Raw genomic sequence first — 15,673 nt, 5'->3', positions numbered from 1 at the left:
AAACAAACAAGGTATTGCATGAAACAACTTCATGCAATACCTTGTTATAAAAAATTGTCAAAAAGGAGTGCACACTATGAATCAGCAGCTTTTTAAATGGCTCCATGCTATTAGCGTCATCATTTTTTTATTTTTTATTGGCTCTTATTCTGTAGAAGCAAGCGAAATGACTTTTTCTGTAAAAGCCATTTTACCCGACAATCAACGAACCAAAGAGACAAGTTATTTTGATCTACGTGTCGCTCCAAACCAAACACAAAAGCTACAAATCGAACTAACGAATCAAACAGCCAACGACATTACCGTGCTAGCTTCAGCCAATGCAGCGATTACTAATGATAATGGCTTGGCAGATTATTCTCATGCTGAAACAAAAAAAGATCCATCTGCACCTTTTACTTTTAATGAGATTGCGCAATTACCAAAAGAAATCTACCTACCTAAACACTCAACCAAGACTGTTGAATGTCAGCTTACTTTACCGGAAAAACCATTTAATGGGTACGTTTTAGGAGGACTCTACTTTGAACAAAAGTCAGATGAACAACCTGCTCACTCAGAAAACGGCGTGGCCATCAATAATCGTTTTTCTTATGTAATCGGTGTCTTACTTAGTGAAACAGATGAACCTGTTCAGCCAGAATTATCTTTAAATGAAGTAAAAACCGATCAAGCTAACGGTCGTAACCGCGTATTAATGAATCTCCAAAACAAACAAGCGGCTATGATTAAAAAATTACAAGTCGATGCCTCTTTATATTATGAAAAAGAAGCTAAACCTCGCTACGAAAATCACCAAGAGTCGTTAACAATGGCCCCTAATACAAATTTTAATTATCGGATTGACTTAAAGGAACAACCTTTTGTTCCTGGAAATTATACTGTAAAAATCAAAGTAAACGATGGCTATCAAGACTATTCGTGGGAAAAACACTTAGTCATCCAAGAAAAAGAAGCTAAAAAATACAATGCTACCGCCGTCAACCTCCCACCTGAAAAACACACCAATTTCCCTTGGAAACTGGTGAGTAGCATCACGCTGGTTTTTCTATTCATTTTGGGAAGCACGATTTATTATTTCAAGAAAAAAATACGTGAAGCGCAACAATAAAAAAGCACATCGACAATTGTCGATGTGCTTTCATAATCACTTAATTATTTTGTATATTCTTCAACTAATGCAACGACTTCTTCCATCGTGTCGCATTCTTTTAATGCGCGGTCAGCAAGTTCAGCCATTTTAGTTGTGTCTAGACGTTTCATCAAGCTACGTGTTTTAAGGATAGATGTAGCACTCATTGAGAACTCATCTAAGCCCATACCCAATAGTAATGGAACAGCTGTTTGATCGCCCGCCATTTCACCACACATACCAGCCCATTTACCTTCAGCGTGTGCTGCATCAATTACATTTTTAATTAAACGTAAGATTGATGGGTTGTATGGTTGGTATAAGTAAGAAACGCGTTCGTTCATACGGTCTGCCGCCATTGTGTATTGGATTAAGTCGTTGGTTCCAACACTAAAGAAGTCTACTTCTTTGGCAAATTTATCAGCTAATACGGCAGCTGCTGGAATTTCAATCATAATACCTACTTGGATATCGTTTGAAACTTCAACACCTTCGTTGACTAATTTTTGTTTTTCGTCTTCAAAGATTGCTTTCGCTGCTCTAAATTCTTTCAAAGTAGCAACCATTGGGAACATGATACGTAAGTTACCATGAACAGACGCACGTAATAATGCACGCATTTGTGTACGGAACATGCCGTCACCTAGTTCTGATAAGCTAATACGTAATGCACGGTAACCTAAGAATGGGTTCATTTCGTGTGGTAATGTTAGGTAAGGAAGCTCTTTGTCCCCACCAATATCCATTGTACGAACCACAACGGGTTTTCCTTCCATTCCTTCAAGAACTGCTTTATACGCTTGGTATTGGTCCTCTTCAGTTGGAAAGTCAGATGAATCCATGTATAAGAATTCTGTACGATATAAACCAACAGCTTCGCCGCCGTTTTTGTGTACGCCTTCTAAATCTTTTGGTGTACCAATGTTTGCAGCTAACTCAACATGTTTGCCGTCAGCTGTCACTGTTTCTGCATTTTTTAGTTTATCCCATTCTGCTTTTTGATCTGCATAAGCTTTTGCTTCTGCTTCAAATTCAGATTTTTCAGCATCTGTTGGGTCAATAATAACATCCCCAATGATTCCGTTCACTGCTAAAATATCGCCTGCTTTTACTTTGTCAGTAATTTCTTTTGTACCAACGATTGCAGGGATTTCTAACGAACGAGCCATGATTGCTGAGTGAGAAGTACGTCCGCCGATGTCTGTCACAAAAGCTTTAACATACGTACGGTCTAATTGTGCAGTATCACTAGGTGTTAAGTCATGGGCAACCACGATTACTTCTTCGTTAATCATTGAAGGATTTGGAAGAGTCACACCTAATAAATGTGCTAAGATACGTTTGGCAACGTCACGAATATCTGCTGCACGCTCTTGCATGTAAGCATTGTCGTCCATTGCTTCAAACATACCAATATACATATCCGTAACTTCTTTCAAGGCAGCTTCTGCATTGACTTTGTTGTCTTGGATATTTTGTTTGATTTGACCAACCATTTCTGGGTCAGATAAAACCATTAAATGAGCATCGAAAACTTGCGCTTCTGCTTCACCAAGGCTTTGAGCTGCTTTGTCGCGAATTGCTTGCAACTCTTCAGTAGATTTTGCTAAAGCATCGTCTAAGCGAGTTGCTTCTGCATCAGTATCTTCTACGGAAGTTTTGTTGAAAGACAAGTCAGGTTGAACTAGCAGGTAAGCTTTAGCAACAGCAACGCCATCACTTGCGGCAATCCCTTTTAGCATCTCAGACATTATTCAGCCAATCCTTCTTTTTGTAATGTTTCAACGATTGCTGCCATTCCTTCAGCTTCGTCAGCACCATCAACAGTGATTGTTACGTCAGAACCTTGACCAACGCCTAAAGACATAACGCCCATGATTGATTTTAAGTTAACAGATTTACCTTTGTATTCTAAGTTAATATCTGAGTTAAATTTGCTTGCAGTTTGTACTAATAAAGTAGCTGGACGTGCGTGAATTCCTGTTTCTGCTACAATGTGAAATTCTTTCTTTTCCATATAAATCGGTCTCCTTCGTAAATAAAAAATTTTTATGTTAGGGTTTTCCTTTCTTGATACGCTAAAATCAAACGTCTACTCGAAAAAAGACCCTTTCAGTTTCTAAGATTACCATTTTTTTCTATCTTACACAACACTTTTTGCTTAAATTTCGTGATGTTTTGCACTGACTATTCTTCCTCTTTTTGGTAACGATAAATGATTCGTCCATTTAACCCCGCTTCTCCAACAATTTCCGCGCGGTCAGGTAAAGAAATCCAAGCATCACGAAATTGGAAAAATTCATTTTGCTCCACGATTAATTCAGAGATTTCTCCAGCTTTTAATGAAGCAATTTTTTCTACAAAAGGATTTTCAGCCATTGATTTCACCACTCTTTCTCTTAAATATCAACTCTTATAGTTTACTTGAAAATGGCGCAATTGTCTGTAAAAAAATCGAATCTTTGCCTTTTTTTAAACAAGGTCTTTTACTTGATTCTCTTACAAAAAATGCTATAATAACCTCAAAGGTCAAAAATGGTCAAGTGGTTTTATAGACAGAATTTATTCCTGCTATCTAGTACTTGGCTGGTTTGAGGAAAAATGGTCTGTTTACTAGAAATAATAGAGCAAACAACTATTTTTCTGGCCTCAGTTATTTTGAAAGGATGTGTTTCATTCAATGATTTGTCAAAATTGTCAACAAAATGAAGCAACAATTCATTTATATGCAAATGTGAATGGTCAAAGAAAACAACTGGACTATTGCCAAAGCTGCTATCAAAAATTAAAAAATCAAGCGAATAATTCCCCTCAAAATATGGGACAAGACCCTTTTGGCTTTGGGAGTTTAGACGATTTATATCGTTCTCTTTCTCGCCAAATGCAACAAGGTAATCCTTATGAACAACAAACACCACCCACTCAATTTGGTGATGGTGGTAATGGAGGTCAACCCCCTCGCGGAGGCGCTAGCGCTGGTCAAGGTTTGCTAGGGGAGTATGGGATTAACATCACCGAAGCGGCACGCCAAGGAGATATCGATCCTGTGGTAGGACGTGACCAAGAAATTAAGCGTGTCATTGAAATCTTAAATCGCCGTACAAAAAACAACCCCGTTTTAATCGGTGAACCAGGTGTTGGTAAAACAGCCGTTGTCGAAGGTTTAGCCCAAAAAATTGTCGATGGTGATGTGCCCCAAAAATTATTGGACAAAGAAGTCATTCGTTTAGATGTGGTTTCACTTGTTCAAGGAACTGGTATTCGCGGACAATTTGAAGAACGGATGCAAAAATTGATTGAAGAAATCACTGAAGCTGAAAATGTCATTTTATTTATTGATGAAGTCCATGAAATTGTGGGTGCTGGTGCTGCTGGTGATGGCAATATGGATGCTGGCAATATTTTAAAACCAGCCTTAGCACGTGGTGAATTACAATTAGTCGGTGCCACAACTTTAAATGAGTACCGTATTATTGAAAAAGATGCTGCCTTAGAACGTCGGATGCAACCAGTCCAAGTAGATGAGCCAACCGTTGCCGAAACCATAACGATTTTACATGGTTTGCAAAAACGTTATGAAGATTATCATCATGTTAAATATACAGATGAAGCGATTAACGCAGCAGCAAACTTATCCAACCGTTACATTCAAGATCGCTTTTTACCAGATAAAGCGATTGACTTGTTAGATGAATCTGGTTCAAAAATGAATCTAACTATTCAACTCGTCGATCCAAAAACAATTGATAAAAAATTAGCAGAAGCGGAACAACAAAAACAACAAGCTTCCGCAGAAGAAGATTTTGAAAAAGCGGCTTACTATCGTGATCAAATCAATAAATTACAAGCAATGAAAGAAAAACAAATCAGCGATGAAGAAACACCCGTCATCACTGAAAAAGATATTGAAGCCATTGTGGAACAAAAAACTGGCATTCCTGTCGGTGACTTAAAAGAAAAAGAACAAACCCAATTGAAAAATTTAGCTGTTGACTTAAAAGCTCATGTTGTCGGACAAGATGATGCCGTCGATAAAGTAGCTAAAGCGATTCGTCGCAATCGTGTAGGCCTAGGCAAACAAAACCGCCCAATTGGTTCCTTCTTATTTGTTGGGCCAACAGGCGTTGGTAAAACAGAATTAGCAAAACAATTAGCTTTTGAGCTATTCGGTTCAGAAGATTCGATGGTTCGTTTTGATATGAGTGAGTATATGGAAAAACACAGTGTTTCTAAACTGATTGGTTCTCCTCCAGGCTATGTTGGTTATGACGAAGCTGGACAACTCACAGAAAAAGTCCGTCGTAATCCTTATAGTTTAATTTTATTGGATGAAATTGAAAAAGCGCATCCTGATGTTTTACACATGTTTTTACAAATTCTCGACGATGGTCGTTTAACAGATGCACAAGGTCGTACGGTCAGCTTTAAAGACACCATCATTATCATGACAAGTAATGCTGGAACAGGAGCTGTGGAAGCCAACGTTGGCTTTGGCGCTGCCCGTGAAGGTGTGACTAAATCTGTTTTAGGTCAATTGAACAACTTCTTCACCCCCGAATTCCTTAACCGTTTCGATGGTATTATCGAATTCAAAGCATTAAGCAAAGAAAACCTGATGAACATTGTCAGCTTGATGTTAGAAGAAGTAAATGGCTTATTAGCTAAACAAAAATTACACATTGAGGTTCCAACAGAAGTCAAAGAGAAACTCGTTGATTTAGGTTATGATCCTGCAATGGGCGCTCGTCCTTTACGTCGAACAATTCAAGAACAAATTGAAGACGGCATTGCTGAATACTATCTAGATCATCCTGAAAATCATCAATTAGTCGCAGCGTTAGATAACGAAGGTAAAATTATCGTAACTGGCGCACAAGAAGTGACTAAAACAGAAACTTCAACATCTGACCAAGCAGAATAATCAAAAATCCACACGCATTAATAACAATGCGTGCGGATTTTTTTATGCTTTTCACTTTTTATTTTCATCAAAAAAAACTATAATAGAAGAAAGATATTCGTATACTTGTTCCTCATAGAAAAAATTCAATCTGGAACTCCTGTACATAATTGGAAACGCTCTTTTGCAGCACACAACTATAATGAGGTGATAAAATGAAATTAGTGAATGTGACCAATAGCTACAAACAATTAGTAAATAAACAATTGGAAAACACGGATGCTTACTTTGTAAAAGTCTACTCAGCAGGAAACACGACCGCTGTCTATTCAGAAGCAGCTCACCATGTGGAAGTTCTGATTATGAATAAAAATCGTCGCATTCGTCCGACAGAAGTAAAAGAAATTTTAGCAAAACTGTTAAAACGATTACCTAAAGAGGCTTATGACCCAGATGAAATTTCTATCATTGAGTTAAACCATGTGACCGAAGTGTCTGTTCCATTAAAAGTTTCCCTCATGGAAAACTAGAAAAACTGCCGAAGTTTCCCCACTTCGGCAGTTTTTTAATTTATTGTGACGTTATTTTTTTTACAAGCCTTTGATAATTTTCCGACCAGGCTTCCTCATTTGTCGGACTGACTAATTTGTTTTCCTCGATTGCTTTTTTTCTTAAGTCATCCACTTCTTTTTTGAAATTTTCTCCCGATTTTTGAGCATAATCTTTAGAAAAATATTTTGATTGGCGAGAATAAGCCTTCAGTTTCGCATCTTTAATCTCTTCTTCTGTATCTGCAAAATATTCATCATAACGAAGATCGGTTATTTTCCCTGAATCTTTTAACGTAATAACAGTTAAACGTCCAGAAAGCCCCTCTCCAAAATCTTCTGTTAGACTTGTATAATGTTCTTTTGAAGGTTCTTTGATTTCCTTGGCTAAAGCCCTAGCAGCAGGAAGATAGCCATTATTAGCGCTATTGGATTGACCTTTGGCTGTCTGGAATGCGCCATCTAGGCGATTTTCAGCAACCATTTGATTTTCTAGAAAAGTCATCGTATTAACAACGGTCACTAACGATTGATCGGTTCGGGCGTTGTTCGCTTGAAAATTTGCATAGCCGGATAAACGTTTTGTCACTCCTGCCCATTCTTCAGAATAATAGTTTTTAGGGCCACGTTCATCAAATTCCACTAACTGAATTTGTTGATCCTTAACAACGACATCAATTAAAGCCGTATAGCCGCCATCAAACACGACTTCATGATGATAATAATCCCCTTGAACTTCCCCGATTTCTGGACGACCTGACCAATACATCTTCTGGGCTTTTTCTTCTGGACTAATTCCTGATTGTCCATTATTAGCTTCTACTGTAGCGCCAGAAACAGCATCCACTTCAAAGGTATGTCCATTACGCTCATAACTCACTTTGGCAGCACTCTCCTTCGGTTGATCATTCGTGTTTGTCTGCTCCTCCTGCTTTACAGAAGTGGCATTAGTGGCTGCCGAGGCACCACTCGTTACTTGGACTGCTTCTGCTTCAGTACTTTCTTTCATTTTTTCAGTTCGTTGATCTGGTTGGCACCCCATTAAAACAATCATTGAACAAAATAACCCGACAACTATCTTTTTAGTTTTCATTTTTCCTCCTTTTAAAGCTCATTGAATTACCATCCAATTCTAATATAAGTAGGATAAAAAGTATAGCTAAGCAATCGTTTTTTCTTCATACGGCGATAAACTTAACTGTCCAGATAAATACTCACCTAAATAGATTTCCTGTAATCTTTGGAATCCTTGTTCTTGGATTTGCGTTAATAGCCAGTGCTCATCCTTTTTGATTAACTCTAGGACATCCATGTTGGCTTGACCGTCCACAATAATCGGGTAACGAATACTTTCATCGCCATATTCGACGATTGTTAATTGACCATTTTGTTCTAAAACCGCCCGTTTAACAAGCTGGACTTCATAAATACCATTTGCTCGTAATTTAAACATCAGATCATTTGCAGAAATACCATTTTTCAAACATTCCTTCACCACAACCTGTCCATCCTTGATTAAAGTAATGGGTTTACCATCCACAATTTGCTTCACATAGCGATTGTGTTCTTTTGCAAATTTTAAAATTAAGACTAATAATGTCCACAAAATTAACACTAATACAAATTGGAGCACCGTAATTGAATCATTATAAATAACACCACCAATAATGCCCCCCAATACGTAGTTTTGAACTTGGTCCATAGCCGATGTGGGCGCCAAATTGCCTTTTCCCATCAAATTAATTTGGACAATTAAACAAATAATACCTAAAGCAAATTTAATAATAATTGGACTATAAAACTGCATTAATTTTCCCTCACTTTACTTTATGATTTCAATCGTTGGTGTTAATAAATACGTTTCTTGTAACGTATAAGACTGCTGATCCGTACTTAAACTCATTTTGTAAAAGACTTCGTCAATTTTAACTATGGTTCCGTCAGCCAATTGTGTACCATTGACATAAACTTTTTCTGGAGAAACCTTTTTTTCCTGTGCCACTTGTTCGACAAAATGTACCATTTGTGAAGATTGTGAATGCTGATTTTGGTTCAGTTGATAATTGGAATATTGAACCCCTAAAACAAATAATAATGATAAAAAAATAATAATACTTAATTCACGATATTTCGTTTGAATTTGATGTCGCACATAAAAACTAAATACAATGACTAGCCCGATTAACAAAGCAAAAATAAAAAAATACTTTAAGTAATCATTTAAATTAGATTGGCTTTTTAAATACTCGATGCCATAAAAATTCATGTTCTTGTCCACTCCTTGATAGGTTCGTTATAATAAGTATTCTATCTCAAAAAAAACAATCACGCCTACTTTAATACCTTATAACAAGAAAAGCTCAGCGCAATCATCTTGAGAATGACTGCGCCGAGCTTCAATCTTCTAAAGATTCAGCTACTGATTGATTACAAATTAATTTTACATCAAACTTTTCAGTTCAACATCTGGATATTTATCCGCAAACCAGCGTTCCGCAAATTGGTTTTCAAATAAGTGAAAGTCCCTTTTATCAGGCTTCATCATACAATAAATAATCTTAGAAAGCAATTCATTTCTGCTACAAACCAACGCAATGTGCAACCTTTATTTTTCTCAATATACCTATTACTTCTTAATCAATAATTTTAGTAGGAAAATTGATTAGACAAGTATCACAAAACAAAAGTTGAAAATTATATGTTATTTAATGTGACTTTTCTATTCTATCAATTGTGCCTAATCCAAACTATTTAATGGATAAATCTGCGTTTTTCTTGAGGGAGTAGATTCATGGACAACATTGCTGAAGAATAGTGTTTCTGTATATATTCCAAAACACCTAAACTTCCCTTATCTTCGGAATTTCGGAGTTCTTCTTTTATTTGAGCCATATCTACATGAATACTTCTACTTAAAAAATCCACTGCATCTGTAAATTCTTTATCAGTATGAAAAGTATCATAAAAATCGGCAAGTTGTTTACATGTGACCGATTCATCTATTGTTAGTTCTATTAAAGCTTTCTGGATATTCAAACTTATCTACTCCAATCTGTTTTCAAGAATACTTCTTTCAATTCCTCTAAAGTTTTTACTCTTTTAGATAAATCCGCATTCATGCCTGAATCAATGAACTTCTCTACTTCTTTATTTTTATTATTATTCAAATTCTTTCTCCCAGTCATTATATAAAAAACCACCTGAGCTAGTGCATAAATTTCATGTTGAATAGTGTATTTATCCGCTCCCATAATTTTTAACTGTGGGTCATTCAAACTACCTTGAAACTCAGTGTTTTGGCGAGTCAGCGTGCTATCAGAGTCTTTGAGATAACCAAAATCACAGACTTTTAATATAATGGTTTTGTCATCATATTCCTTTACTAATATATTGGATAAAGAAATATCTCTATGAAAGATTTCTTTAGAATGAATATATTTAAACGCATTAAAAAGTTGAGTAACTAACCTTTTTCTTTCAAATAATTGTAATTTTGTGTTATTCGAATCAATATATTCTTTAAGAGTTTGTTTCACATATTCCATAATGAATTCATTCGCATCATCATTATAGCTATAAACTTTTAATACATATAAGGAATCCATATTTTTCATATTTTCGAACTCTTTTTTAAATCGTATTAACTCAGCAGATGTTAGTTCTCTTCTTGCTCTTTTTAACGCAAAAATTTGATTATAAAAAGTGTCTTTAAATTTATAAACCATTGCATAAGAACCTGAATTAACCAATTTTAAAGAGGAATATAAACTGTTATTCTCCTTAACAATTTCAATTTGCTTTTCAAAATAAATGATTGGTTCGTATTTAACGATGTTTAGCAACTGATAGTCTTCTGGAATAGCTGACCCACCAGAATTATTAAGATACGGTTGAATAAATCGAACCGTCTCTACATATTCATCCATCAATTTAAAGGCAAAATCTGTTTTAGATAGTGCATGTTCCAATTCTTCATATTTATCAATTAATATAATTAAATCCCTACTGGGGTCTGCATTAAAATGATTATTATATTTTGCTTTTTCATTCAAGAAAGATAATAGAGAATTGAACTGATTTTGAAATACTGCGAAACAAAATCTTAGTCGTTCATCTTCTACATTTTCATATAACCGTTCTTCCGTTAATTGCCCCATTACTTTATTGGAAAAATCCTTAAAAAAATCAACATTTTCATCTAGAATATAGTCCACATTCATAAATTTCACTTCCAAACATCAAAAATAATAGTTTAAACATATTTCTCAATACAATAAAAAGCCTAAATAAAGGCTTCTTATTGGAACTATTTAAACTTTAGTCAATTATCTCCAAAGGAGGTAAACTTTCTACTAAATCCATTGTTTTCATAGAAACATTAATAATAGACAGCAACAAATTAAATATATATTTGGGATTTTCTGAGAACTCGTTAGGGTCATCAACTATCCCAGATTTTTTATCTCTTTTCACTTGATATTGGTCAATAATCCACTCAATAGCAGGTTTTCCATTCACAACATATTCATATGCACGTTCAGGAATATCTGTTATAACGATATCTTCATTAAAGATAATTGTATCTAGTTGACCACGTTTAGGATGTTTCATTTTCTTCACTTTGAAAGTTGGATTATCTGATTTAAATATAATATTTACGTCATCATAAGCAGGAACATTTTCATAATTTAAGTGTAAATCAGCTAATTCTTTACCAATCTCTATATATTTTTCTTTATGTTTAACATTAGGAATTTTGGGAAAGGATTTTGCTAAATCTTCATAATATAGTTTTCCGTATTGTGCACTATGAAAAACTCCGTAAACATAGTATATGGCGTCCTCTTCACTCAAGTTTGATAATTTTCTTAGCATTTCGGGACGAATAGCTGAATATTTTTCATCAACATCAAAAAAAGAACTATCGTTAGTAATATGATAAATATATTTTGGTAAATTCTGTGAACCGCCCGCAAAAATATTTCTATCTGGTAAAACATCAACCATTAAGGTCGAAAATTGTTTTCCTCCTGTTTTATTTGACAACGAAATCATCAAATTTGAAGCCGTTGAGATAGGCAATACCTTAGACATTTGGTATTGCCTATCTATCCACGCTTGTGCGTAATAGACATGCTTCTTGGTAAACGGGCGATACATTCCAAGATACATTCTGTCGCCTTGCCAAGATTGAGATTCTCTACGCTCAAAGCGTTGCTTCAGTGAACGAGTCCAAGAAATGTCTGGAACATTTTCTTTATAAATTTTTGTATCACCAAGGTATTGATTATAATAATCAATACTTTTTTTCATTGTTACTTCAACCTGAGACTGAGAAAAGTTCCAAGACCAACCATCTCTACCAGTTGTTATCCCTCCAGTATAATCAATAAAAAGAGCATTCTGTGTTTTTTTATCGCCTAGAGGGATAAGTTCATCAAAATTAGAATTACGTTGATTTATCCAATCCCCTTTTTCATTTGGCGTTATACTTTGGAATTCTGATTCTGCTCCAGATAAGCCTTTCCATTTTTTCAATTTTTCTAACTTCTGATATTTATTAAGATTATTACCAATATCTAAATAATGAAGCTGACCTTTTCCTGTATTATTTAATTTCTTAATCAGTAGAATAATAGTAACCCCTGTCATAATATCAAAGATATTTCCGCCCTCTAATACAGACTGCTCCTTAGTTTTACCACGAATCCCACCTTTAAGATTTAATATATAAATATCAGAAAATTCTTCCAAGAGTGATTTTCTCATTCCGTCCATTGCATTCCCATCTATGAACGAATTATTTGTAATGAATCCAATCACACCATTATCTGAAATTCTATTCGATGACCAACGCATAGCACGGATATAGGAATCAAAAAGATTGTTCTTATTGGTCGCTGTTGAAGTTTTTACCCAAAAGGTTTGTAAACTGGAATCTAGTTTTTCATAAGCAGTCCTAATTTGATTTCCATCTTCATTTTTTTGTTTGGCAGAATACGGTGGATTGCCCATAATTACTTTGACAGGCACTTCTTGTTGACGTTTCAACCTTTCATCATTTGTTCTAAAGAAAGTATCATCTAACGTATCTTCTTGTTCAGTGGATTCAAAGGTATCAGTCAATACAATCCCTTCAAATGGTTTATACTCCTGATGATTCATCTCTGCAAAAGTGGATTCGATATTAATTGCTGCAATATAGTAACTTAATAACACAATTTCATTTGCATGTAATTCTTGCGTATATTTCCTCGTAATATCAGCTAAAGTTATTTCTCCCTTAGCCAATTTATCTTTTAGGTAATGTAATGTCCGAACAATAAAAGTACCTGTTCCTGTGAAGGGGTCAAGGATATGAACTCCTTCATCCTCAATAGCTTTTCCAAAGTGTTTTTTCAACACATCATCGACTGATTTAACAATAAAGTCAACAACTTCCACAGGAGTAAAGACGATTCCTAACCGTTGCGTGGTTTCTTTAAACCCTTTCGAGAAGAATTTATCATATAAAGTGATAATAATTCTTTGTTTTGCTTCTGCATTATCGATACCTTCAGCACGTAGTTTTACAGAATCATAAAACTCTTTTAATTCATCTTGTTCTTTATTAAATCCGCCAAATCTTGACAACTCTTCTACAATTTTATCCATTGCTTCAGAAACAGGATTATTATTCACAAAGCTATATTCACCAAAAAGAGCTTCAAAAATAGGAGCAGTAATTAAGTGTTGGGCTAACATTTCAATTGCTTGTTTTTCATCAATACTTTCATTGATATTATGTTGTAAACTCTTTAAAAACTTATCAAATTCAATGGCAGTTTGAGAATTTTTATCACTAATCATAATGGTTATTTGTTCAATATGACGTTGTGCTATTTTGGCAACATCTTCTGACCAATCTTCAAGGTATCTTCTATCTCCTACTTTTTTGACAACTTTTGCATAAATAGCATTCTCGATTTCTCCCCAATCTAACTCTAAAGAAGTTTGGTAAATGGTATCGTCCTTTTCACCAATTGTTGAAGTATTCTCCATATCTTCAACAGAAGGTGCTTCACCTATACCGATAACGTCCATATTTTCAGGTTTTTTTCTATTTAATTCCAGTTTATTAATCATTGCTGAAAAACGTTCATCCACTGAACGCAACGCATTTAAAATTTGCCAAACCGCTTCATACTTTTTATTGTTATCCAAAATTGATTCTGGGGTCGTTCCTTCTGGTATTACAATAGGTAAAATAATATATCCATACTCTTTATCTTTAAACTTACGCATAATACGACCCACGGCTTGAACAATATCAACTTGTGATTTCTTAGGTGCTAGGAAAATCACTGCATCTAAATTAGGAACGTCAATTCCTTCTGTCAAAAATTTCACATTAGATAGTACTCGTGTTTCATCTTCTGCAAAATCTTCTGATAGCCAATCTAAAGCTTCTTTCTTTTCTAAGGTATTCATTGCACCATCAACATGTCGAACATTTATGGATTGTTGAATGGTTTCGTTTCCTTCTAAATATTCATTGACTACTTCATTGAACTGGGAAGAAATTTTCTTTGAATTATTTATGGTATTAATGAAAGATATTGCTCGTTGCATAGGTTTTCCTTCAAAAATAGCTTCTTTATCTACACTGCTTCTTTTCATTAATCCGTTCCAAACACCAATTAGTTTGGAAACATCATCAACATCCAAGCCATTTTCACTATCAGATAGGACTTTCTGCATGTCTTTTTGAATCACTTTTTCATCGACTGCTAACACCATTACTTTGTAATCAGTCAAAATATCGTTTGAAACTGCTTGGCCAAATCCCAAGCGGAATATTTCTTCACCATAAATGTCTTTATTGTCCATTGATGACAAGATAATGCTAGAATCTTCTGCTTTTTGTTTTGCATCTGTTCCGTAAATTTTAGGCGTTGCTGTTTGATACAAGCGTTTACTTGCTTTGATATAGTTATTATTATGAACTCTTGTAAATACGCTTGCTTCTTCTCCTAAAGCCTTAGCTCCTGTTGTTCTATGTGCTTCATCACAAATGACAATATCAAATTCAGGAAACCCTTTTTCTTGTGCTTCATGTAGAACTTCAATAGATTGGTAAGTAGAATACACAACCGTTAAATCTCGTTGATTATTCTCTATTTTTTTATAGTTAGATAGTAATTTATCTGAATCAGTTGTCGCAGGAAAGCCAATATCTTTAGCAGATAATTCATCAGCGTTCTTCTTTTTAGAAGCGTTCCTATCACTTGTCACAGCAAAAGAGTGCATACTTAGTTCCGTGTCATTATTCCAACCAATCAATGTTTGACTCAATAATTGTATACTTGGCACTAAATATAAAACATTAAAGGTTTCTTTACTCGTTTGTTTAGCCATCTTTTCAACTAATTTTAAACTTGTAAAGGTTTTGCCTGTTCCCGGTGCCATAATTAATTGACCACGGTCATTTTCTTTAAAGTATTCAATTGTTAAATCAATAGCATCATTTTGATATGGTCTAGTTTTCTTCGTATTCTTTACTTTTACTTCATTCGGTCTACTTGGAATAAAAGATTCCCAATCAACTTGACTATTTCTTAAATCACTTAATCCAATTTGTGCAACTGGTTTTGATAATTGATTAATCGCTTCATCTGCATTACTACTCAATGAATCTGATGAATAAACAATAATTCCATCAGAATAATACGATTTTCCAAGTTCAGCTAAAAATGAATCAATATGTCTTTTGTATATTTTATTATCATAAAATTTAGCTTGAATAGCAGTCAATTCCCCTGTTGCTTCATTTCTTGCTACTAAATCAACCCCTGTATCTTTTTTGGGTATTACATATTCCTCTGGAACTTCATTTAATAACCAAACATCTGAAAATAAGTTTTTGTATGTTGGTTCATTTTTGAAATAAATTTGAGCAATTTTTTCAAAGAGAGTTCCCTTGTCTCTTTGAACTTCATTTGCTTGTTCTCTCGCTAATTGAATAAGTTCATCAAATGTCATTGTTTTTCTCCTTCAACAAGTATTATATCTAATTATAACAGTTTTATCGCAAATATTGGACAGTAAAAAAAG

At 34.7% G+C, this 15,673-nt stretch carries 12 protein-coding genes; 3 read left to right on the top strand and 9 right to left on the bottom strand.

Annotated elements, in window-relative coordinates; all coding sequences use genetic code 11:
• Positions 1 to 31 precede the first annotated feature (31 nt).
• Positions 32 to 1,111, top strand: coding sequence for a DUF916 and DUF3324 domain-containing protein (locus IGJ20_RS02495; protein WP_202522330.1), 1,080 nt, complete (start codon positions 32 to 34; stop codon positions 1,109 to 1,111).
• 44 nt (positions 1,112 to 1,155) lie between these two features.
• Here IGJ20_RS02495 and ptsP read toward each other — a convergent pair whose 3' ends face one another.
• From ptsP to IGJ20_RS02480, 3 genes are all read right to left on the bottom strand, one after another.
• Complete coding sequence (gene ptsP / locus IGJ20_RS02490; RefSeq protein WP_002361251.1) at positions 1,156 to 2,883, bottom strand: phosphoenolpyruvate--protein phosphotransferase; 1,728 nt, start codon at positions 2,881 to 2,883, stop codon at positions 1,156 to 1,158.
• The gene (locus IGJ20_RS02485) at positions 2,883 to 3,149 is read right to left on the bottom strand and encodes a phosphocarrier protein HPr (RefSeq protein ID WP_002355551.1); all 267 of its coding nucleotides are present in this window, start codon (positions 3,147 to 3,149) and stop codon (positions 2,883 to 2,885) included. The genes ptsP and IGJ20_RS02485 overlap by 1 nt, the downstream gene beginning before the upstream one ends.
• Positions 3,150 to 3,319: 170 nt before the next feature.
• Positions 3,320 to 3,511 carry a hypothetical protein gene (locus IGJ20_RS02480; RefSeq protein ID WP_002366170.1) on the bottom strand — a complete coding sequence of 64 codons (192 nt, stop codon included), beginning with the start codon at positions 3,509 to 3,511 and terminating at the stop codon, positions 3,320 to 3,322.
• Between the two features lie 301 nt (positions 3,512 to 3,812).
• Between IGJ20_RS02480 and IGJ20_RS02475 the strand changes: the two genes are divergently transcribed.
• Together IGJ20_RS02475 and IGJ20_RS02470 are read left to right on the top strand one after the other, a co-directional pair.
• A complete protein-coding gene (locus tag IGJ20_RS02475; RefSeq protein WP_002408029.1) occupies positions 3,813 to 6,053 on the top strand; it encodes an ATP-dependent Clp protease ATP-binding subunit in 2,241 nt (746 codons plus the stop codon).
• A gap of 194 nt (positions 6,054 to 6,247) precedes the next feature.
• Positions 6,248 to 6,562, top strand: coding sequence for a DUF1827 family protein (locus IGJ20_RS02470; protein WP_002355547.1), 315 nt, complete (start codon positions 6,248 to 6,250; stop codon positions 6,560 to 6,562).
• Positions 6,563 to 6,602: 40 nt separating this feature from the next.
• On the opposite strand, the gene IGJ20_RS02465 is transcribed toward IGJ20_RS02470, so the two are convergent.
• The 6 genes from IGJ20_RS02465 to IGJ20_RS02440 form a co-directional block, all read right to left on the bottom strand.
• Positions 6,603 to 7,673 carry a hypothetical protein gene (locus tag IGJ20_RS02465; RefSeq protein WP_202242241.1) on the bottom strand — a complete coding sequence of 357 codons (1,071 nt, stop codon included), beginning with the start codon at positions 7,671 to 7,673 and terminating at the stop codon, positions 6,603 to 6,605.
• 66 nt (positions 7,674 to 7,739) lie between these two features.
• A complete protein-coding gene (locus IGJ20_RS02460) occupies positions 7,740 to 8,387 on the bottom strand; it encodes a DUF421 domain-containing protein (RefSeq protein WP_002368017.1) in 648 nt (215 codons plus the stop codon).
• A 15-nt stretch (positions 8,388 to 8,402) separates the two neighbouring features.
• Complete coding sequence (locus tag IGJ20_RS02455; RefSeq protein ID WP_002355544.1) at positions 8,403 to 8,846, bottom strand: DUF3290 domain-containing protein; 444 nt, start codon at positions 8,844 to 8,846, stop codon at positions 8,403 to 8,405.
• A gap of 485 nt (positions 8,847 to 9,331) precedes the next feature.
• The gene (locus IGJ20_RS02450) at positions 9,332 to 9,616 is read right to left on the bottom strand and encodes a hypothetical protein (RefSeq protein WP_002402280.1); all 285 of its coding nucleotides are present in this window, start codon (positions 9,614 to 9,616) and stop codon (positions 9,332 to 9,334) included.
• 2 nt (positions 9,617 to 9,618) lie between these two features.
• Positions 9,619 to 10,800, bottom strand: a complete 1,182-nt coding sequence (locus IGJ20_RS02445) for a protein kinase family protein (RefSeq protein WP_002402279.1) — start codon at positions 10,798 to 10,800, stop codon at positions 9,619 to 9,621.
• Between the two features lie 97 nt (positions 10,801 to 10,897).
• Positions 10,898 to 15,601, bottom strand: coding sequence for a DEAD/DEAH box helicase (locus IGJ20_RS02440; protein WP_002402278.1), 4,704 nt, complete (start codon positions 15,599 to 15,601; stop codon positions 10,898 to 10,900).
• Positions 15,602 to 15,673: the final 72 nt, after the last annotated feature.

The organism is Enterococcus sp. DIV0294 (genome assembly GCF_050558155.1).
Taxonomy (GTDB): domain Bacteria; phylum Bacillota; class Bacilli; order Lactobacillales; family Enterococcaceae; genus Enterococcus; species Enterococcus faecalis.
The sequence above is the reverse complement of the archived record's forward strand: the minus strand, read 5'-3'. Positions and strand labels throughout refer to the sequence as shown.